The organism is Thermus sp. LT1-2-5, assembly GCF_040363165.1.
Classification (GTDB): domain Bacteria; phylum Deinococcota; class Deinococci; order Deinococcales; family Thermaceae; genus Thermus.
Genome location: NZ_BSRG01000001.1, coordinates 241,836 through 260,614, shown reverse-complemented (window position 1 = coordinate 260,614; position 18,779 = coordinate 241,836). Strand labels below are relative to the sequence as shown.

21 protein-coding genes, 1 tRNA gene and 1 riboswitch are annotated in these 18,779 nt (G+C 66.9%); of the genes, 14 read left to right on the top strand and 8 right to left on the bottom strand.

Annotated features, from left to right (window positions below; all coding sequences use genetic code 11):
* Positions 1-46: 46 nt before the first annotated feature.
* The 3 genes from ABXG85_RS01325 to ABXG85_RS01315 are packed head-to-tail and all read left to right on the top strand — an operon-like array spanning position 47 to position 2,827.
* Positions 47-550, top strand: a complete 504-nt coding sequence (locus ABXG85_RS01325) for a glycosyltransferase family 4 protein (RefSeq protein WP_353512063.1) — start codon at positions 47-49, stop codon at positions 548-550.
* Positions 543-1,616, top strand: a complete 1,074-nt coding sequence (locus ABXG85_RS01320; RefSeq protein ID WP_353511930.1) for a glycosyltransferase family 4 protein — start codon at positions 543-545, stop codon at positions 1,614-1,616. Before ABXG85_RS01325 ends, ABXG85_RS01320 begins: the two co-directional genes overlap by 8 nt.
* On the top strand, positions 1,616-2,827 hold the full coding sequence (locus ABXG85_RS01315; protein ID WP_353511929.1) for a glycosyltransferase family 4 protein: 1,212 nt from the start codon (positions 1,616-1,618) through the stop codon (positions 2,825-2,827). The genes ABXG85_RS01320 and ABXG85_RS01315 overlap by 1 nt, the downstream gene beginning before the upstream one ends.
* Here the strand turns inward: ABXG85_RS01315 and ABXG85_RS01310 are convergent.
* Positions 2,766-3,449: a glycosyltransferase family 2 protein gene (locus ABXG85_RS01310; protein WP_353511928.1), complete on the bottom strand. Its 684-nt coding sequence runs from the start codon at positions 3,447-3,449 to the stop codon at positions 2,766-2,768. The genes ABXG85_RS01315 and ABXG85_RS01310 overlap by 62 nt on opposite strands.
* A 14-nt stretch (positions 3,450-3,463) precedes the next feature.
* Here ABXG85_RS01310 and ABXG85_RS01305 point away from each other — a divergent pair, with 14 nt between their 5' ends.
* Both ABXG85_RS01305 and ABXG85_RS01300 read left to right on the top strand, forming a co-directional pair.
* Positions 3,464-4,630, top strand: coding sequence for an MFS transporter (locus ABXG85_RS01305; protein ID WP_353511927.1), 1,167 nt, complete (start codon positions 3,464-3,466; stop codon positions 4,628-4,630).
* Complete coding sequence (locus ABXG85_RS01300) at positions 4,621-5,784, top strand: polysaccharide deacetylase family protein (RefSeq protein WP_353511926.1); 1,164 nt, start codon at positions 4,621-4,623, stop codon at positions 5,782-5,784. Before ABXG85_RS01305 ends, ABXG85_RS01300 begins: the two co-directional genes overlap by 10 nt.
* On the opposite strand, the gene mnmC2 is transcribed toward ABXG85_RS01300, so the two are convergent.
* On the bottom strand, positions 5,708-6,361 hold the full coding sequence (gene mnmC2 / locus ABXG85_RS01295) for a tRNA (5-methylaminomethyl-2-thiouridine)(34)-methyltransferase MnmC2 (protein ID WP_353511925.1): 654 nt from the start codon (positions 6,359-6,361) through the stop codon (positions 5,708-5,710). The genes ABXG85_RS01300 and mnmC2 overlap by 77 nt on opposite strands.
* Positions 6,362-6,381: 20 nt before the next feature.
* On the opposite strand from mnmC2, the gene ABXG85_RS01290 reads away from it, so the two are divergent.
* From ABXG85_RS01290 to ABXG85_RS01260, 7 genes are read left to right on the top strand one after another with little or no spacing between them, the layout of a single operon-like run.
* On the top strand, positions 6,382-7,125 hold the full coding sequence (locus ABXG85_RS01290) for a DUF554 domain-containing protein (RefSeq protein WP_353511924.1): 744 nt from the start codon (positions 6,382-6,384) through the stop codon (positions 7,123-7,125).
* Positions 7,126-7,135: 10 nt separating this feature from the next.
* Positions 7,136-7,405: an Asp-tRNA(Asn)/Glu-tRNA(Gln) amidotransferase subunit GatC gene (gatC, locus tag ABXG85_RS01285; protein ID WP_353511923.1), complete on the top strand. Its 270-nt coding sequence runs from the start codon at positions 7,136-7,138 to the stop codon at positions 7,403-7,405.
* Between the two features lie 2 nt (positions 7,406-7,407).
* Positions 7,408-8,676, top strand: coding sequence for a serine--tRNA ligase (serS, locus tag ABXG85_RS01280; protein ID WP_353511922.1), 1,269 nt, complete (start codon positions 7,408-7,410; stop codon positions 8,674-8,676).
* Positions 8,667-9,776 carry an o-succinylbenzoate synthase gene (gene menC / locus ABXG85_RS01275; RefSeq protein ID WP_353511921.1) on the top strand — a complete coding sequence of 370 codons (1,110 nt, stop codon included), beginning with the start codon at positions 8,667-8,669 and terminating at the stop codon, positions 9,774-9,776. Before serS ends, menC begins: the two co-directional genes overlap by 10 nt.
* Positions 9,749-10,546 carry a GNAT family N-acetyltransferase gene (locus ABXG85_RS01270; RefSeq protein WP_353511920.1) on the top strand — a complete coding sequence of 266 codons (798 nt, stop codon included), beginning with the start codon at positions 9,749-9,751 and terminating at the stop codon, positions 10,544-10,546. The genes menC and ABXG85_RS01270 overlap by 28 nt, the downstream gene beginning before the upstream one ends.
* On the top strand, positions 10,512-11,621 hold the full coding sequence (locus tag ABXG85_RS01265; protein WP_353511919.1) for an amidohydrolase family protein: 1,110 nt from the start codon (positions 10,512-10,514) through the stop codon (positions 11,619-11,621). The genes ABXG85_RS01270 and ABXG85_RS01265 overlap by 35 nt, the downstream gene beginning before the upstream one ends.
* Positions 11,621-12,997 carry a chloride channel protein gene (locus tag ABXG85_RS01260; protein WP_353511918.1) on the top strand — a complete coding sequence of 459 codons (1,377 nt, stop codon included), beginning with the start codon at positions 11,621-11,623 and terminating at the stop codon, positions 12,995-12,997. Before ABXG85_RS01265 ends, ABXG85_RS01260 begins: the two co-directional genes overlap by 1 nt.
* On the opposite strand, the gene ABXG85_RS01255 is transcribed toward ABXG85_RS01260, so the two are convergent.
* Positions 12,885-13,547, bottom strand: coding sequence for a PIG-L deacetylase family protein (locus tag ABXG85_RS01255; RefSeq protein WP_353511917.1), 663 nt, complete (start codon positions 13,545-13,547; stop codon positions 12,885-12,887). The genes ABXG85_RS01260 and ABXG85_RS01255 overlap by 113 nt on opposite strands.
* A gap of 58 nt (positions 13,548-13,605) precedes the next feature.
* Here ABXG85_RS01255 and aroH point away from each other — a divergent pair, with 58 nt between their 5' ends.
* Positions 13,606-13,974: a chorismate mutase gene (aroH, locus tag ABXG85_RS01250; RefSeq protein WP_039459945.1), complete on the top strand. Its 369-nt coding sequence runs from the start codon at positions 13,606-13,608 to the stop codon at positions 13,972-13,974.
* Position 13,975: 1 nt separating this feature from the next.
* On the opposite strand, the gene ABXG85_RS01245 is transcribed toward aroH, so the two are convergent.
* Positions 13,976-15,568 (bottom strand): aldehyde dehydrogenase family protein, encoded by a 1,593-nt coding sequence (locus ABXG85_RS01245; RefSeq protein ID WP_353511916.1) that lies wholly within the window; start codon positions 15,566-15,568, stop codon positions 13,976-13,978.
* A 46-nt stretch (positions 15,569-15,614) separates the two neighbouring features.
* On the opposite strand from ABXG85_RS01245, the gene ABXG85_RS01240 reads away from it, so the two are divergent.
* Positions 15,615-15,875, top strand: a complete 261-nt coding sequence (locus ABXG85_RS01240) for an EamA family transporter (RefSeq protein WP_353511915.1) — start codon at positions 15,615-15,617, stop codon at positions 15,873-15,875.
* A gap of 10 nt (positions 15,876-15,885) precedes the next feature.
* Here ABXG85_RS01240 and coaD read toward each other — a convergent pair whose 3' ends face one another.
* From coaD to ABXG85_RS01220, 4 genes are all read right to left on the bottom strand, one after another.
* Positions 15,886-16,365 carry a pantetheine-phosphate adenylyltransferase gene (gene coaD / locus ABXG85_RS01235; RefSeq protein ID WP_353511914.1) on the bottom strand — a complete coding sequence of 160 codons (480 nt, stop codon included), beginning with the start codon at positions 16,363-16,365 and terminating at the stop codon, positions 15,886-15,888.
* Positions 16,366-16,881 carry an RsmD family RNA methyltransferase gene (locus tag ABXG85_RS01230; protein WP_353511913.1) on the bottom strand — a complete coding sequence of 172 codons (516 nt, stop codon included), beginning with the start codon at positions 16,879-16,881 and terminating at the stop codon, positions 16,366-16,368.
* Between the two features lie 10 nt (positions 16,882-16,891).
* Entirely contained in the window at positions 16,892-18,382 is a 1,491-nt protein-coding gene (locus ABXG85_RS01225) for a PhoU domain-containing protein (protein ID WP_353511912.1), read from the bottom strand.
* 42 nt (positions 18,383-18,424) lie between these two features.
* Positions 18,425-18,501, bottom strand: a tRNA-Pro gene (locus ABXG85_RS01220).
* Positions 18,502-18,616: 115 nt separating this feature from the next.
* A riboswitch (SAM riboswitch) is annotated at positions 18,617-18,753 on the top strand.
* Positions 18,754-18,779: the final 26 nt, after the last annotated feature.

Here is an 18,779-nt window from a genome sequence, read left to right as displayed (position 1 = left end):
TGGAGAAAAACAGACCCTGCGCGCACGTTACACACTGGAAGGGCCCGTGGTCCTAGTCCCCGCTCGGATGAGCCCGGAAAAGAACCATCTGGCCGTGCTTCTGACCGCCAAGCTCCTTCCCCAAGTCATCTTCCTCCTTGTAGGCACCGGAGAGCTTCTCCGTCTTTGGCAAGGTCTCGCCCGAGCCCTAAACCTCCACAATGCGCGTTTCCTGGGCCGAAGGGAAGACATGCCCGAGCTCTACCGGGTTGCAGATGCCATGCTTCTTCCTACCCTAGGGGAGAACCAATCCCTGGCCACCCTCGAGGCCATGGCCTCCGGGCTTCCCGTGGTGACCACCCCCATTCCCGCGCAAAAAGAGCTCCTGACAGACGGGGTGGAGGGGTTTATCGTCCCCCCTTTCCCCTGGCGCCTCGCTAGGGCCTTGACCAAGGCCTTGACTAAGCCCGAACTCGGCATCCAAGCTCGCAGACGAGTTCTCAGGGAACACACGCTTCAAAAAGCCGCACTCCATCTAAAGTGTGTGCTTTTGGAGATCGTCAATGCTTAGGGTCGCATTTCTAACCGATGCCCCTCGTATTGCAGGAAGTGAGATATGGCTACTGGAAACCCTGCCCCGTTTGTCCCTTCACGGAATCCAACCCGCTGTTTACTTACCCGACAATCCCAAATTGGAGTATCTAATCCAGACCCTCAACCACAGAGGTGTAGCCACGTATACCTACACCCGTCTAAACCAGCTGGTTCGCCTAACCCAAGAAGCGCATGTGCGGGTTCTTCAAGCGTGGTTTCCATCCACGTACAAACTCTTACCCTTTTTACCCCGGCCTAGAAGCGTATTTCTCCACGATCAACTCGAATACCATTATCCCTTGGGCCTGAAGCGCTTGTACCGCTTTATCTATCGCATCACCAAAGCCCGCAGAGTAGCCATGGCTGACGCCATTTTCGTGGGCACCCAATGGGCAGCGGGCTACATACGCCGCCATTTTGGCCTTGAGGCTCAGGTGGTCCCCGTGGGCGTTGATCCCGATCGCTTCCGTCCACCCAGCCCGGAAGAACGCGCTTGGTTGCGAAAGAAGCTAGGGCTTACACGCTTCACCCTGCTCACACCAGCCCGATTTACCCCGGAGAAAAACCAACTTTCCATCGTTCTCGCCGCCCAACATGTAGAGGCCGATTTTCTGCTGGCGGGGGAAGGCACATGGGCGCACCCCCTTCGCTGGCTTGCCCAATCCTTGGGCATATCCAACGTGCGCTTCCTGGGGGGCCAAAACGACACCGCAGAGCTTTACCGAGCCTCTGATGCCGTGCTTTTCCCCACACTAGCGGACAATCCAGGTCTGGTAATCCTGGAAGGCATGGCCTCTGGCCTTCCCGTCATCGCCAGCGCGCACCCCCCCCAGCAAGAGGTAATTTCCCCTAATGAGGGGCTTCTCATCAAACCTTCTCCAAGGGCTATTGCGGAAGCGGTGCGCTGGCTCATGCACCACCCCCAAGAAGCCCAGCGTATGGGCGAGCAGGGGCGGGCGCGCGTTTTAGGGGAACGGACCAACGCTTTAAGTGCCAAGCGGCTGGCGGAGGAATTGGAACGGCTAGCCTTAAAATCTACCTAATGCGCCTTTACCGTATAGGCCTCTTCACCGACGTCTACTTCCCTAACCCCAACGGGGTGACCACGAGCGTGTATCTCCTGTTACGGGAACTGCGCCGCATGGGGCACGAGGCCTGGGTGATCGCCCCCAAGCACCCCGAGGCCCCAGCCCAGGAGGAAGGCGTGGTGCGGGTACCTTCCGTGGCCTACCCCTTTTACGAGGGCCAGCAAATCGCCCTGCCCTCGGCCAAGTACCTGCCCACGGAGTTTGAGCTCATCCACACCCATACCCCCCTGACCCTGGGGGTCTGGGGGCTTCGCATCGCCCGCAACAAGGGCCTGCCCCACGTGTCCACCTTCCACACCCACTACGAGAAATACGCCCACTACGTGCCCGGCCTCGCCATTTTGGACAAGTACACGGGCATCGTCCCCCGCCTGGCCAAGGCCTTTTACAACCGGGTGGAGGTGGTCATCGCCCCCACGGAGCCGGTGAAGCGCCTGGCGGAAGGCTACGGTATAGAAAGGCCCATCCGGGTTATCCCCACGGGAATCGACACCCGGATCTTGGAGGAAGCCCCCCTCCCCTCCCCCCCTCCCTGGCCTGCGGGGAAGCGCCGCCTCATCACCGTGGGGCGGTTGGGCAAGGAGAAGTCCTTCGACGTGGTGCTGAAGGCGGTGGCGGAACTCAGTCGGGAAGCGGACGTCTTCCTGGTCCACATCGGCGAAGGACCTGAGCTAGCCGCCCTGCAGGCCCTGGCCCACGAACTGGGCATTGCGGAACGGGTGCGCTTCCTAGGCCCGGTACCCTACCACCGCATCGGCGGCTACTACCGCCTGGCGGAGCTTTTCCTCTTCGCCAGCGAAACGGAAACCCAGGGCCTGGTGATCTGGGAGGCCCAGGCCATGGGGGTCCCGGTGGTGGCGGTGGGGGCGGAAGGGGTGTTGGAGGGGGTGGAAGACGGCAAGACGGGGTACCTGGTCCCCCCGGGGGATTACCGGGCCCTGGCGGAGAAGGCCCTAGAGCTTCTGCAGGACGAGAGCAAACGGGAGCGCATGAGCCTGCAGGCGCGCGCCTGGGCCATGGAGCGCTCGGCGGAGCGCATCGCCGAGAGGATCGTGGCGGTGTACGACGAGGCAAGCGAAATCCTGCGGGCAGAACCCCGGCGGCTTATCTTTCCTTTTCCCCGCCTTCCCCGAAATACCCTCGAGGATCGCCCAAAAGGTTTCTGAGTTGCCTCAGGAGGAACCGACCCCACCCCCCCTTTAGCCTGCGGGCCGAGGTGAGGACCAAGGCCTCGGGCACGTAGCGCACGGGACCGAGCCGGGCCAGCTTATAGCCTAAGAGCACGTCCTCCCGGGCCTCCACCTCCGGGAACCCCCCCACCCTCAGGGCCGCCTCCTTGTGGACCATGAGGTTGGCCCCCGCCAGGTTGGGGCGGCCCAAGAGGGCCATGAGGCGGAGGAACACCCGGTACCCCCATTCGGAAAGGGCGGCCTCCCAAGGGGAAACCCCGTAAAAGCGCAAGGGGCCGTAGAGGGCGAGGGCGCCCTCGGCGCGGCGGGAAAGGGCGGAAAGCCAGTGGGGCAAGGGCCTGGAGTCCGCATCGGTCATGGCCACCCACTCCCCTCGAGCGGCCAAAAGCCCCGCCTGGCGGGCGTGGGCCACCCCCTTTCGGGCGCAGTACACCACCCGCACCCCAAAGCCTTCCGCCACCTCCCGGGTGCGGTCGGTGGAGGCGTTGTCCACCACGATGACCTCAAAGGGGGGAAGGGTCTGGGCCAGCACCGCCTCCAAGGCCCCTGCTAGGTAGGCCTCCTCGTTATGGGCGGGGATCACCACGCTAATCCGCACGGGTATACTCTAGCGTGTTTCACCTGCTTCCGTGGTCCAGGGAAGGCCTTTTCGTTTTCCTGCGCCTCGTCTTGGCCGTGGGCCTCATGGAGGGGGTGCGGAGCGGCTTCTTTGCCGGCCTTATGCCCTTCTACGCCCCCGAGCGCTTGCACTTAGGCCCCGCCACCTTCACCCTGGCCTACACCCTCCACCAACTGGCGGAAAACCTTTCCAAAAGCTTTGGCGGCCTCTTGGCGGAGCGGGCCGGTTTCGGCAAGACCGCCACCTTGGCGGGGGCGGTGGGGCTTTGGGTACTTCTTCTCACCCCTAAGGCGCAGGCGGCCTGGATCCTATGGGCCCTGGCCATCCTTTGGGGCCTTTCCCTTTCCACCCTCTACCCGGGGCTCATGACCTTGGCGAGCCGCATCGCCGTTCCCGGGCGGGAGGCGCGGGCCCTTTCCTTCACCTTTACCCTGGTTTTGCCTTGGGCGGGCATCGGCCTTGTGGGGGTGGGCCAGGTGGCCCAACGCCACCCCGAGGCCGCCCTCACCCTGTTGCTCCTGGCCCAAAGCCTTGCCCTTCTCCTCACCCTAAGCCTGATCGCCTTCCGCATCCCCTTGCCCCCCGCCAAGCGGGAAGCCTACCCCTTGGGCCGCCTCGTCCTCTTCCTCCCCGCCGCCTTCGGCCAAACCTTCGCCCCCGCTTTGGTGTCCCTCTTCCTCCTCCGCTACGCCAAGGAGCGGTTGGGCCTCGAGCCCATCGCCTTGGGAGGGCTCCTCCTCCTGGGCGGAGCCCTTGCCTTCGGCCTCCTTCCCTTCACCGGACGGCTTGTGGACCGCCGCGGCTACCGGCTCGCCCTGGTGGGGGGGCTCGCCCTGTTAGGCCTGGTCATGCTCCGCCTGGCCACCACCACAAGCCTGGTGGAAACGGCCCTCCTGGCCCTCTTGGCCGGGCTTGGGTATAGCCTTTTCATGCCGGGCTGGAACGGTTTCCTGGCCCGAAACCTCCCTGAGGAAAACCGGGCCGCCATCTGGGGCGGCCTCATGACCGTGGAGGGCCTAGGGGTAGCCTTGGGGCCGGCGGTGGGGGGGGTGTTGTGGGAGGCGTTGGGCCCGCAGGCCCCCTTCCTTGCGGGTAGCGCCCTCTTTCTCGCCCTGAGCCTCTTCTATGCCCTCATCCTGGGGAGGGGGAGATGGAATTAGCCCTTGGCCTGGTCCTCCTTTATGGGCTTACTGACCTCCTCTTCCGCTTCTTGGGCCTGGGGGCTTATGCCCACGGAAGCCGCCGCGAGGCCAAGGTGGCCCTCACCTTTGACGACGGGCCTTCGGAGAGGACGGAGGCCCTTCTTGCCCTCCTCCGGCGCCACGGGGTCAAGGCCACCTTCTTCCTCACAGGAGAAAGGGCGAGGCGTCACCCGGAATGGGTGGAGGCCATCCTGCGAGAGGGGCACCAGGTGGAGGACCACGGGGCCTACCATCGACCCCTCACCCTCCTCCTCCCCTGGGTGGAGTGGCGGCACATGGCCCAAGGCCGGGCCCGTTACTACCGTCCCCCCCATGGCCTGCACACCCCCTTCACCCGCCCCTTCGCCTGGGCCCTGGGCAAACGGGTGGCCCTTTGGGACCTAGAAAGCAAGGACTGGCTTTCCCTACCCCCCGAGGCCCTGGCGGAAAGGCTCCTTTACTACCTGCGCCCGGGCTCCATCGTCCTCCTCCACGACGGGCCTGAGCGCACCCTACGCCTTCTAGAGCGCGCCCTCCCCCAGATGCTCGCCCTGGGCTATCGGCCCGTGACCCTGGACGAGCTTCGTCCCGTTCCCCTCACCCTCAGGCGTGCCCTCATCCGAGGGCTACAAGGGTTTGAGGAGCGGTACAACCGCCGCCACCGGGTGGAACGGGCGGGGCTTGGGCCCTTTGACCTCTTCCGCCTGGAGAAGAAGCCCTTCCCTGGGCCGAGCCTCCCCGGCCTCCCCGCAGGAACCCCCGCCTTTGAGCTCCACCTGGAAAGCCAAAGGGCCATGGAGCTCTCGCCCCTCGAGGCCATCCGGTACGTCCGGGAAAGCCTGAAAAAGGTAGCCCTACGGGTGGCCCAAGACCCCGAGGTGCGCCTGGTCTATGGGTACAGCTACCTGGCCCCAGGGGGGCGGCTCTTCGGCTTTCAAACCGCCCCCCTCCCCCCCTGGCCCCGCCTGGTGGCCAGCCTGGCTAGCGCCTGGTTTTACTGGCTGTACCGCGGGGAGCTCCCCAAACGGGAAAGCTTTTGGGCGAGCCTGGCCTACCTCACCCGGGAGGAGCTCCTACGGCGATACCCACCGTCCACTCCCGCTTCCCCACCCCCGGCACCCGGTGAACCCTAAACCCCGCCTGGGCCAGGGCGCGGCGGAAGGCCCCTTGCGCCGAGTAGGTGGCAAGCCGCCCCCCTGGCCGCAAGGCCAGGCGGAGTTTCCTGAGAACCCCCAAGCTCCAGGCCTCGGGGTTAGCCTTGGGGCTAAAGGGGTCCAGGTAGACGGCGGTGGCGAAGCTCTGGGGAAGAACCACCTCCTGGATGTCCCCAAAGACCAAGCGGAGCTCCCCCCAAGGGCCCCGGAACACCTCCTCGGGCCAGGCCTCCAGGATCTGGGCGTAGACCCCTTCCGCCCGGGGCAGGGGCAGGGGGACTTCCGCCAAAACCTCCTTGGGCAAGGGCGCCTTTTCCACCGCTAGGTAGCGGAGCCGCACCCCCCGCAAAAGGGCGTTTTCCAGGGCCACGCGGAAGTTCACCCCCAGGCCGAAGCCCACCTCGAGGACCCTGGGGGCGGGGTGGAGGTGGGTGAGGGTCTTTTCCAGGTAAAGCCTGCGGGCCTGGAGGAGGGCCCCTTGGCGCGGGTGGTAGGCCTCCCCGTAGCCCGGGTGGTAGAGGGTGGGGGTGCCGTCTTGGGTCAGGAGGCGTTCCATCCTTCGGTAGAATACCCGCCATGGAGCTCACCCTGTGGGAGAAGCTTTCCGGCACCCTGGTGAACGCCTTGACCGTGGTCCTGGGCACAGGGCTTGGGCTACTCCTCCGGGGCCGGCTCCCCGAGCGCATGGCCCGCATCATGGTCCAAGGGGTGGGGCTCACCACCCTCTTCATCGGGCTTTCCATGGCCCAGGCCCTGGGAAAGGCCAAGGGAGGGGCCATAGACGGGGTGGTCCTGGGGCTCATCGCCTTGGTGGCGGGGGGGCTTCTGGGGGAGTGGGCTAGGGTGGAAGACGGCCTGGAAAGCCTGGGGAACAAAATCAAACAGGCAGTGCGGGGCGGGGGGAGCTTCACCGAGGGCTTCGTGGCGGCAAGCCTCCTCTTCTGCGTGGGGCCCATGACCCTTTTGGGCTCCATTCAAAACGGCCTCACGGGGGACGCCAGCCTCCTCCTCCTCAAGGCCACCCTGGACGGCATGAGCGCCATCGCCCTCACCAGCTCCTTCGGCATCGGGGTGGGGTTCAGCACCCTGGTCATCCTGCTCTACCAGGGGGGGGTGGCCCTCCTGGCGGGCACCCTGAGCCAGGCCCTTCCCGACCCCGCCCAGGACCCCCGGGTCCTCCTCACCACGGGGGTGGGGGGGCTCATGGTCCTAGGGGTGGGGATCAACCTCCTGGGGCTCACCAAGGTACGGGTGGGCTCCTTTTTGCCCGCTTTGCTCCTCGCTCCCCTGTTGTGGTGGCTGGCGGCGCTCCTGACGTAGAATGCCCACCATGGAGCTTTCCCTTGACCTCCTGCGCAAGCTGGAGGGCCTCGCCAAAATCCGGCTTGCCCTCGAGGAGGAGGCCCTTTTGCTCGAGGACCTGAAGCGGATCCTGGACTTCGTGGACGCCCTGCCCCAGGTGGAAGGGATAGGAGAAGAGGCTCCCCTGGGCCGGCTGCGGGAGGACGAGCCTTGGCCTTCCCTCCCCCAGGCCGAGGCCTTGGCCCTGGCCCCTGAAAGGGAAGAGGGCTTCTTCCGCGTACCCCCCGTCCTGGAGTAGCCATGGTGGACCTAAAGCGCCTGCGCAAGGAGCCCGAGGTCTTCCGCAAGGCCATCCGGGAAAAGGGCATCCCCTTGGACCTAGACACCCTCCTGGCCCTGGACCAGGAGGTGCAGGGCCTAAAGCAACGCCTGCAAGACCTGCAAACGGAGCGGAACCGCATCGCCAAGGAGGTGCCCAAGGCGCCCCCAGAGGCCAAGGCGGCCCTCATGGCCCGGGGCAAGGCTTTGGGGGAGGAGGCCAAGGGGCTGGAAGAAGCCCTAAAGGAGAAGGAGGCGCGGCTCATGGAGCTCCTCCTCCAGGTTCCCCTCCCCCCCTGGCCCGGGGCCCCCGTGGGGGAGGACGAGGGCGCCAACGTGGAGATCAAGCGGGTGGGCAGCCCCCGGGAGTTCCCCTTTACCCCCCTGGACCACGTGGCCCTCATGGAGAAGAACGGATGGTGGGAGCCTCGGATCAGCAAGGTTTCCGGAAGCCGCTCCTACGCCCTTAAAGGGGACCTGGCCCTTTACGAGATGGCCCTTCTCCGCTTCGCCATGGACTTCATGGCCAAGAAGGGCTTCGTGGCCATGACGCTCCCCTCCTACGCCCGGGAGATGGCCTTCGTGGGGACGGGCCACTTCCCCGCCGCTAGGGATCAGGTCTGGGCCATCGCCGGCACCGACCTCTACCTCACGGGCACGGCGGAGGTGGTGCTCAACGCCCTGCATAGCGGCGAGATCCTGGCCCAGGCCGAGCTTCCCAAGCGCTACGCCGGCTACGCCCCCGCCTTCCGCTCGGAAGCGGGGAGCTTCGGCAAGGACGTGCGGGGGCTCCTCAGGGTCCACCAGTTCCACAAGGTGGAGCAGTACGTCCTCACCGAGGCGAGCCTGTCCGCTTCCGACCTGGCCTTCCAGGAGCTCTTGCAAAACGCCGAGGAGATCCTCACCCTTTTGGAGCTCCCTTACCGCCTTTTAGAGGTGTCCACCGGGGACATGGGGCCGGGAAAGTGGCGGCAGGTGGACCTCGAGGTCTGGCTCCCCTCGGAAGGGCGCTACCGGGAAACCCACTCCTGCTCCGCCCTCCTGGACTGGCAGGCCAGGCGGGCGAACCTCCGCTACCGCGACCCGGAGGGCCGGGTGCACTACGCCTACACCCTCAACAACACCGCCCTAGCCACGCCCCGCATCCTGGCTATGCTCCTGGAAAACCACCAGATGGCAGACGGCCGGGTGCGGGTACCCGAGGCCCTGGTGCCCTATCTGGGGAAGGAGGTGCTGGAACCGTGCGGCTAGAGGCTGCGGAGCTAAGAATCCTGGAACTTCCCCTGAAGTTTCGCTTCGAAACCAGCTTCGGGGTGCAGACCAAGCGCACCATCCTCCTCCTTCGGCTCTTCGGCGAGGGGCTGGAGGGCTTGGGGGAAGGGGTGATGGAAAGGCTCCCCCTCTACCGGGAGGAAACGGTGGAGGGGGCCCGCTACCTCCTGGAGGAGGTCTTCTTGCCCCAGGTCCTCGGGCGGGACTTCCCCAACCCCGAGGCGCTTTGGCAAGCCCTTTCCCCCTTTCGGGGCAATCCCATGGCCAAGGCGGCGCTGGAGATGGCCTTTTACGACCTCCACGCCAAGGCCCTAGGGCAACCCCTCTGGGCGGTCCTAGGCGGGGTGCGCCAGGCGGTGGAGGTGGGGGTTTCCCTGGGCATCCAGCCCACGGTGGAGGCCACGCTCCAGGCGGTGGAACGGCACCTGGACCAGGGCTACCGCCGCATCAAGCTCAAGATCAAGCCTGGCTGGGATTACGAGGTCCTGAAGGCGGTGCGCCAGGCCTTTCCCGAGGCCACCCTCACCGCCGACGCCAACTCCGCCTACCGCCTGGCCGACTTCGCCCGCCTGAAGCGTTTAGACGAGCTGGGGCTGGACTACATCGAGCAACCTTTGGGCTATGACGACCTCCTGGACCACGCCAAGCTGCAACGGGAGCTTGCCACCCCCATCTGCCTGGACGAGAGCCTCACCTCCAAGGAAAAGGCGCGGAAGGCCATTGAGCTTGGGGCGGGTCGGGTGTTCAACATCAAGCCCGCCCGGCTGGGCGGCCACACGGAAAGCCTGAAGGTCCACGCCCTGGCCGAGGCCGCCGGCATTCCCATGTGGATGGGGGGGATGCTGGAGGCGGGAGTGGGCCGGGCCCACAACCTGCACCTGGCGAGCCTCCCCGGCTTCACCAAGCCGGGGGATGTGAGCTCGGCGAGCCGCTACTGGGAGGAGGACATCGTGGAGGAGGCCCTGGAGGCGGAAGACGGCCTCATGCCCGTGCCCCAGGGGCCGGGCATCGGCGTGCGTTTGAAGCTTCCTTGGGTGGAGCGGATTACCCTATGGCGGAAGTACGTGTCCGCGAGCTAAAGGGCCCCGAGGAGATGGAAGGGGTGGTGGCCCTGCAGGAGGCGGTCTGGGGACGGGACGCCCGGGATCTGGTGCCTCGGGGCCTCCTCATCGCCGTCCAGGACGAGGGGGGGCTGGTGGCGGGGGCCTTCGTGGAAGACACGATGGTGGGCTTCGTCTTCGGCTTCCCCACGGAAGACCCCACCCGGCACCACTCCCATATGCTGGGGGTCCTCGAGGCCTATAGGGGCACGGGAGCCGCCCTTCTCCTCAAGCGCTTCCAACGGGACTGGTGCTTGGCCCGGGGCGTGCGGCGGATGGTCTGGACCTTCGACCCCTTGAGGGGGGCCAACGCCAACTTCAACCTGCGGAAGCTGGGGGCTACGGCCTGCACCTACCTCCCGGACCACTACGGCCCCATGACGGGCATCAACGCCGGGGCCCCCTCCGACCGCCTCCTGGCCGAGTGGGACCTCCTTTCCCCAAGGGTCTACGGGCGGATTTACGCCCCGCCCCCTCCGGTGGAGGCAAAGGCCCTACCCCAGGCCAACCGGGTGGAAGGCGAAGTCCCCCTGGAGGCCCGCCTGGACCTGGAGGCCCCGAGGCTCCTCTTCCAGATCCCGGAAGACTGGGGGCGGATCCTGCGGGAAGACCCCGCCTTGGCCCTGCGGTGGCGGGAGCACAGCCGCCAGGTCCTCGGCCACTACTTCGCCCGGGGCTACGTGGCGGTGGACTTCCTGCGCCACCCCAACCGCTATGTTCTGGCTAAAGACGGAGCTTTGGACCGCTGAAGTGGTCTACGCCGGTTTCGGCACCCCCATGCTGCGGGGAGCCTTGGCGGTGCAGGGGGGGCACGTGGTGGCCGTGGGGAGCCTGGCGGAGCTTAGGGCGCGCTTTCCCGAAGCCCCCGTGGTGGCGAAGGGAAAGGCCCTCCTCCCCCCCCCGGTGAACGCCCACACCCACCTGGACCTAAGCCTTTTGCCCCTTTACCAAGGGCCCTTTTCCGGCTTCATCCCCCACGTGGTGGCCCACCGGGATAAGCGGGGGCTCTTAGGGGCGCGGCGGGGCCTGGAGGAACTTGTGGCAAGCGGGGCCGGGGCCTTCGCCGACATCGTCTTCCAGGAGGAGGTGATGGACTTCCTCTTGGAGGAAAGCCCCTTGCCTGGGGTGGCCTTCTACGAGGTCTTCGCCCCAGACCCCCTCGAGGCGGAAGCCGTCTTCGCCCGGGTGCGGGCCAAGGTGGAAACCTGGCGCAGGCGGGAGGGAAGGGTAAGGGTGGGGCTTTCCCCCCATGCGCCCTACTCCGTGAGCCCTCCCCTTCTGAAGCGGCTCGCCCAGTACGCCCGGGAAGAGGGCATCCCCCTCATGGTGCATGGGGCGGAAAGCCTCGAGGAGGTTTCCTTTTTGCGGGAGGGGACGGGCCCCTTGGCCGAGGTGCACCGCCTCTTTAGCCGTACCCCCTTTAGCCCCCCAGGCCTCACCCCGGTGCGCTACCTCCACGCCCTCGGGGTCTTGGGCCCCACCACCCTCCTGGTGCATGGGGTGCAGGTGGACGAGGAGGAGGTAAGGCTCCTGGCGGAAACGGGGACCAAGGTGGTGCTTTGCCCCCGCTCCAACCAGAACCTTGAGGTGGGGGAGGCCCCTTGGGCCCTTTACGCCCGCTATGGGGTGGAGCTTGCCCTCGGCACCGACTCCCGTGCCAGCAGCCCCGACCTGGACGTGCGCCAGGAGGCCCTCTTCCTCTGGGAGAAGGTGGACCCCCGCCTCCTGGTGCGAGCCCTCACCCGGGGGGGGTACAGGGCCTTGGGCCTCCCCACACCCCGGATTACCCGGGGCGCCTCCGCTTCTTTGGTACACTCCCTCTGATGCGCCCCCTGGGCCGCGGCCCCCACCTTTCCTTTCCTCCCCTTTGGGACGAGGAGGTGCGCCACACCGGGCCCCTCATCCTCTACAGCGCCTTCACCGGGGCGTTGGCGGGGCTTTTGGTGGCCCTTCTGAACCTCCTCCTAAGGGCCCTGGCCGAGGCGGTGGGGGGCTTTTTCGGCTACCTGGCCCCCGAACCCCCGGGGGAAGGGGGGCTTCTCCAGGCCTTCACCGGGCCCGCCCTTTGGCCCCTCGCCTTCCTCCTTCCGCCCCTGTTCGCCCTCGCCAGCTACCTGGGCACGGGGCAGGGGCTCGCCGCCTTCCTGCGCCGGGCGCGGGAAGGAAGCCCGGCCCCCAGGCTCGCCCACCCTCGGGCAGTCCTCGGGGGGGCCTTGCAGATCGCCTTCTACTCCCCCATGGGCCGGGAGGGGCCCTTTGGGGTGCTGGGGCTTTGGCTTGGGCTCCTTCTGGACCGCCGCTTTCCCCGCTTGGGTGGGGGGCTCGCCTTCGCCGGGCTCGCCGCCGGGCTTGGCGCCGCCCTCCACGCCCCGGTGGCGGGAGCCCTTTTGGCCACGGAGATCCTTTACCGCTCCCTCCTCCTCGAGGCCCGGGCCCTCACCCCGGCCCTCATCGGGGCGCTTTCCGGCTTTGCCGTCTACGGGGCCTTCTTCGGCTACGAGCCCCTCCTCCCCTTCTCCGTGCGCCTGGACCCGGCGAGCCTCCCAGCGGGCCTCCTCCTGGGCCTCTTGGCCGCCGCCTTGGCCACCTTGTGGATGGAAGGGGGAAGGGCCCTTGCCGCTTGGCTCAAGCCCCTTCCCTTTCCCCTCCGCCACGCCCTTTTGGGCCTCGCCCTGGCCCTTTCCCTCCTCTTCCTGCCAGAGGCTCTAGGAAACGGCCTCGGCTGGGTGGCGGTGGCGGCCACACCCCTCCTCGCCCCCAAGGCGCTTTTCTACCTCCTCCTGGCCAAGCTCCTCCTCCTGGTCCTCGCCGTGGGGGTGCGGGCGTATGGAGGGCCCTTCACCCCGGCCCTGGTCCTGGGGGGGCTCCTGGGGGCCTACCTCTCCCGCCTGGCCGGGCCCTTTGGCCTGCCGGCCGAGGCCTTGGCCCTGGCGGGTGGGGTGGCGGTGCTGGCAGGGGTGGCCCGGGCCCCCTTCGCCGGCTTAGCCCTGGCGGCAGAGTGGGGCGGGTACGCCAGCCTCCCCCTGGCCTTGCCCGCGGTGCTCCTGGCCTACGCCCTCACCCCCGCCCACGACCCGGAGGAAGGCCTCAAGGAAGCGCCGGCCATGCCGGAGGGCTATCCGTCTGAAACGCCTCCGCAAAGCGAACGCCCGCCTCGAGGCCCTGAAGCCGCCGCCGAGCCCGAAACTCCTCCAGGGTAAAGGGCCAGCGGTAAAACTCCCGGTAAAACTGGAAAACCGCCTCCGCCACCTCCTGGGTGGAAGTGGTGTCCACGTAAACCCAGGGGCGGGCAAGCTCCCGCCGGGGGTAGTGGTAAAGCCGCACCGGCTTGCGGTGGGCCTCCCCCACCAGCTTGGGAATGCGGCAGAGCTTCAAAGCGGAAAGCACCGCCTGGTGGGTGGCCCGGTGGTCGGGGTGCACGTCCAAGGGGTCCCAGGTGATCACGGCCTCGGGGCGGAACTCCGCCATCAAGCGGGCCAAGGCCAAGGCCTCCTCCCGCCCCCCGGTCAGGAGGGTGTCCCCAAAGGGCAAAAAGCGGTACTCCGCCCCGATGAGCCCCGCCACGTGGGCCCCGTGCCCCTCCCGCACCCGGGCCACCTCCTCGGGGGGAGCATCGCCGAACTGGCTCGCCAGCTCTCCCTTGGTCATCCAAACCAGCATCACCCGGTGGCCTTTCCTGGCGTGGAGGGCCAAGGTCCCCGCCGCTCCGATCTCGTCATCGGGGTGGGCAAACACGGCGAGAAGGTTCATGGGGCAAAGTCTACCCGCCTTGCCCTTGGAAGGGAAACCCCTTAGCATGGGCCCTAATATGGTACGGGGCATACGGGGCGCCATCACCGTGGAAGAGGACACACCGGAGGCCATCCATCAGGCTACCCGGGAACTCCTCCTGAAGATGCTGGAGGCCAACGGCATCCAACGCCACGAAGAGCTCGCCGCCATCATCTTCACCGTGACGGAAGACCTCACCTCCGCCTTCCCCGCAGAGGCAGCCCGGCAAATCGGCATGCACCGGGTGCCCCTTCTCTCCGCCCGGGAGGTGCCGGTGCCGGGAAGCCTGCCCCGGGTCATCCGGGTCCTGGCCCTTTGGAACACCGACACCCCCCAAGACCGGGTGCGCCACGTCTATCTGCGGGAGGCGGTCAAGCTCCGGCCCGACCTGGAAAGCGCCCAGTAGGCTAAAAGCCCAGGACCTCCGCCCAAGGCGTGGGTTCTTTGGGGCTCACGTAGCCCGTGTCCATCTGGGCCAGTTGGAGCCTTCCCGAGTACTCCTCGTTCACCGCATGCCAGTAGGTGTACTCCTCGAGGACCCAGATGCCCGACTCCCTAGCCCCGTTCCCGCTCGCCTTCACCCCGCCAAAGGGCAGGTGGGCCTCAGCCCCCACGGTGGTGTTGTTGATGCTGGTCATACCGGCGCGGATGCCCACCTTGAAGAGGTAGGCCCAGTGGCGGTGGTTGGTGTAGATGGCGCTGGACAGGCCATAGGGCGTGGCGTTGGCCACGGCGATGGCCTCCTCGATCCCGTCCACCTTCACCAGGTTGATGGTGGGGCCGAAGATCTCCTCCTGGAACTGGCGCATGCCGGGCCTCGCCTCCCACACCGTGGGCCAACCGAAAAGCCCCGCCTCCGCATCCCCCAGGAAGCGGGGGTACGGATTTTCCCGGGTAATGCGCCCCCGCCCAAACAGGAGCGTGGCCCCGTCCTCCTGCCCCCAGGCATAGTGCTCCTGCCAGCGCTGGAAAAGCCGCTCGTTGATAAATGGCCCGTAGGTCACCTCGGGGTGCAGGAGGGGGTTTCCCACCACCGTGGCCTCGGTACGCTCCAGGAAGCGCTTTTTAAACTCCTCGTAGACGGGGGCGTCCACCAGGATGTTCCCGGCGCTGGTGCACCGTTGCCCTCCCGTGGCGAAGGCGCTCCACCAGGCCCCCTCCACCGCCAGGTCCAAGTCGGCGTCCCGCATGACCACCAAGGGGTTCTTGCCCCCAAGCTCCAGGGTGGGCCGGATGAGGTTCCGCCCCGCCACCTCCCCAATCCAGCGGCCCACCTTGGTGCTCCCCGTGAAGGCGAACTTCTGGAGAAGCCCCTCGTCCATGAGCTCCACCAGCCACTGGCCCGTGGAGTCCTTGCCCCCACCGAAGACCACGTTGATGACCCCAGGCGGCAGGCCCGCCTCCTCAAAGAGCTTGACGAAGACGTAGGAAAGGGTGGGGGAGTCGTCGGAAGGCTTCCAGACCACGGCGTTCCCCGCCAGGATTGCGGGGATGAGCTTCCAGCTGGGCACGGCGATGGGGAAGTTGCCGGCGGTGATCATCCCTACCACCCCCAAGGGCCTGCGGAAGGTGAAAAGCTCCTTGTCCCGCATCTCGCTGGGAACAGTCTGGCCGTAGAGCCTCCGGCCCTCGGAGGCGAAGAAGAGGGCGGTGTCTATGGCCTCCTGCACGTCCCCGCCCGCCTCCTTGAAGGTCTTGCCCACCTCCCGCACCATGAGGCGGACCAGGGTGGGTTTTTCCCGCTCCAGGATCTTGGCCAGGTTGAAGAGCACCTGCCCCCGCACCGGGGCCGGGGTGCGGCTCCAGGCCTCGAAGGCCTCCCGCGCCCTTAGGGCCGCCTTGCGGAGGGTGTCCTTGGTGCCCTCGGGGAAACGGGCCACCAGGTCTTCCCGGTCCGAGGGGTTATGGCGCAAGAGGGCCTCCCCTTCCCAAACCTCCTCGCCCCCGATGAGGTGTCCGAACTCGAGGGTGTTCCCATACTTGGCGGCAAAGACCTTCATCCTGACCTCCAAGGGGATTTTAGCGGAAACTCCCTATACTGGGCCCATGCCGCCCCATCGAGACCCCCTGGTCTACCTGCCTCCCTGCCTTTGGGCGCTCAACGTGGTGGGCTCCCGCACGGCCATGCGGGAGGTGGACCCTGCCTGGGGATCGCTCCTGCGCTTCGCCCTGGCCCTCCCCCTTTTCCTCCTGGCCCTACGCCACCCGCCCCGCCTCGCTCCCTTAAGAGAAACCCTCTTCCTCGCCTTAAGCGGGGTGGCGGGGTTCAACCTGGTCTTTTTCGCAGGCGTGCGCCTTGATGCGTAAGCCAGCGGGGCTAACCAAACTTGGCCTTGAGGGCCCGGAGGGTGGCCGGGGGCACCAGCTTGGAAACATCCCCCCCGTAACGGGCAATCTCCTTGACCATGGTGCTGGAAACGAAAGAATAGCGGGTGGCCGCCAGGATGAAAAGGGTTTCCAGGCCGGGAAGGAGCTGGCGGTTCAGGTGGGCCATCTGGAGCTCGTACTCATAGTCGGATACCGCCCGAAGGCCCTTCACGATGGCCTGGGCCCCCACCCGCTTGACGAAGTCCACCAGGAGGCCAGAAAAGGTTTGGGCCTCCACGTTGGGCAGGTGAGCGGTGGCCTCCCGGATGATGTTCAAACGCTCTTCTGCGGTGAAGAGGTACTGGCCCCGCTTGTTGGGGTTTTCCAACACGGCCACGGTCACCTTCTCAAAAAGGCGGCTTGCCCGCTGGATCACGTCCAAATGGCCGTTGGTGAGGGGGTCAAAGCTTCCAGGGTAGACCACGTGCATCTAAACCTCCACCAGGGTCAGGGCGTTTTCCCCGTAGACCCGCCGCTCCCCTATGGGAAGCACCAGCGCCTTGGGGTGTTGCAGGATGTACAGCCCCCCCTTTTCCACCAGGCCGCTTTGCAAAAGGGCCTGGAAGGCCGCCACCAGGTCCATGGGGTAAGGCGGGGCCATGAAGGCTACGGTATAGCGTTCCCCTTTGGCCTTCGCCTCGGCCAGGAACACCTCCACCGGTAGGGGAACGATGCGCACGGGAAGCCCCGCGCGCCGGGCGTTTTCCCGCAGTAGGCGGATGGCCTCCGCGTCCTTTTCCACCAAGGTGGCCTGCCAGCCCTCGCTGGCCGCCTCGAGGCCCACCGCCCCGCTTCCCGCATAGAGGTCCAGAAAGCGCCCCTTGGTGGGATAGCGGAGGCGCAGGTAGTCAAAAAGCGCCTTCCTCAGGCGCACGGGAGAGGGCCGGGCCGAGGCGGGCACCTTCAAGGGCACCCCCTTGGCCTTGCCGCCCAGGATCCGCACCACGCCCTCTAGCTTAAAGCTCCAGCACCAGGCGGCAAAGCCTCTCCACCCCGCTTCCCAGCTCCTCCAGGGTGATGAGGAGGTCCAGATGGGCCAAGGTGGTGGCCCGGCTTTCCGGCCTCCCCCCCTCGAGGCGGGCGAGGTGGGCCCGGCGCAGGCGGTCCAGGAAGGCCTCCAAGGCGGGGGCTTGCCGCAAGACCTCCTCCGCCAAGGCCTTCTCCCCCGTGCCCAAAGCCGCCGCCAGGAGCTCAAGCCGCTTCAAGACCGCCCGCATGGCCTCCAGGAGGTCCTCCCGCCCCTCAAGGCTAAAGGTGAGCCCCTGGGCCCAAAGGCGTTCCGCCTGGCGGACAATCCGCCGCACCAGATCCCCCAGGTGCTCCAGCTCCGAGGCCATGACGAAAAAGCGCACCGCCCGCTCGTCCTTGGTGCGGGTGGAAAGCTCCGCCGTGTAGAGGACCACCTCCCGGGTGAGGCGGTCCACCTTCTCCTCCAGGGGGGCAAGCTCCGCCTCACCCCCCTCTTCCTGGGCCAGAACCCGCACCGCTTGGGCCAGCATGCCCCGCACCGCATCCGCCACCCGGGCGAGCTCCCGTTGCACCAAGGCGAAGGCCAGGCTTGGGGTTTCCAAGGCCTCTTGGGAAAGGTACTTGGGGGCCACGCCCCGCTTGGGGAAAAGCTTCCCCGCCCAAGCCTCGTACCGTTCCCTTAGGGGGAGAAACCCTAGGGCGAAGGCCAGGTGGGCCAGGGCGTGGAACCCCACCACGCCCAAGGGGGAAAGCCACGGCAAGAGGAAAAAAAACGGCAAAGAGAAGGCCAAGCGGTGGGCCAGGAGCACCCCTGCCAAGGGCAAGGCCTCCCGCCGACCCGCCAGGTAGGCCCAAAAGAGGGCCCCGGAAACCCCCACCCCCGCCCCCAGGGCCAAGGCCATGGCCCCCTCCCGGCCCAGCACCGGGGCAAGGGCCAAGGCCAAAGCCGCCACCCCGTTAGCGGTGGCCAGGAAGAAAGCTAGGAAAAGGCCCAAGGCGTAAAGGCCCAAAGGGCTTGGGTCCAGGAAGGCGAGAAGGGGCGTTAGGCTTTCCGCCCCCTCCCCCATGCGGAGGAACCCAAGAAAAAGAAGCCCAAGCCCCATCAAGAAGAAGGCCACCTGACGGAGCCTCGGCCAAAGGAGAAAAGGGAGGCCCAAGGCCAAGAGGGCCTCCGCCACCCCCCCTTGGGCCAGGGCCACCACCCCCACCCAAACCGCCGCCCCAGCGGTGGCGGCCAGGGAAAGAAGGGCGGCCTGCCCCAACCCCAGGACCCCGCCTTCCCGAAGCCCCAAGGCCAAGAGGGAAAACCCCGTGCCGCTTCCCGAAAGGAGTCCCAAAAGCACCCCCGCCCCTAGGACCCCCAGGGGGTGCCCCAAGGCCCGGGCCAGGAGGTGCCGCCTAGCCTTCAGGGCGGCGAGCCCCTCCCCCACCAGGTGAAGCCCCAAGAGCAAAAGGGCAAGCCCCGCCCAAAACCCCACGCCCGGAGTATACGGAAAAGCCGGCCCGAGGGCCGGCCTTCATGGTCGGGGAGACTGGATTTGAACCAGCGACCCCCTCGTCCCGAACGAGGTGCGCTACCGGGCTGCGCTACTCCCCGTAGCGGAAGCCAGTATAGGCCATAGGGGAGAAAAGGTCAAAGGGGTTGACGGGGGAGCCGGTTTTCCCTACACTGGCTCCTAACCGCGCCGGGGCGCGGCGAAAACCAGCCCGTTCTCTTATCTAGAGCGGTGGAGGGTACGGCCCAGTGAAACCGCGGCAACCTCCCGCTCCATCCGTTCCATGGCCGGATGCGGGCGGGGCTGGTGCCAAGGCCGGCCCGGGTGGGGGAAACGCCCGGGGACGATAAGAGAGGGGGGTAAGCGCCACGCCCAACCC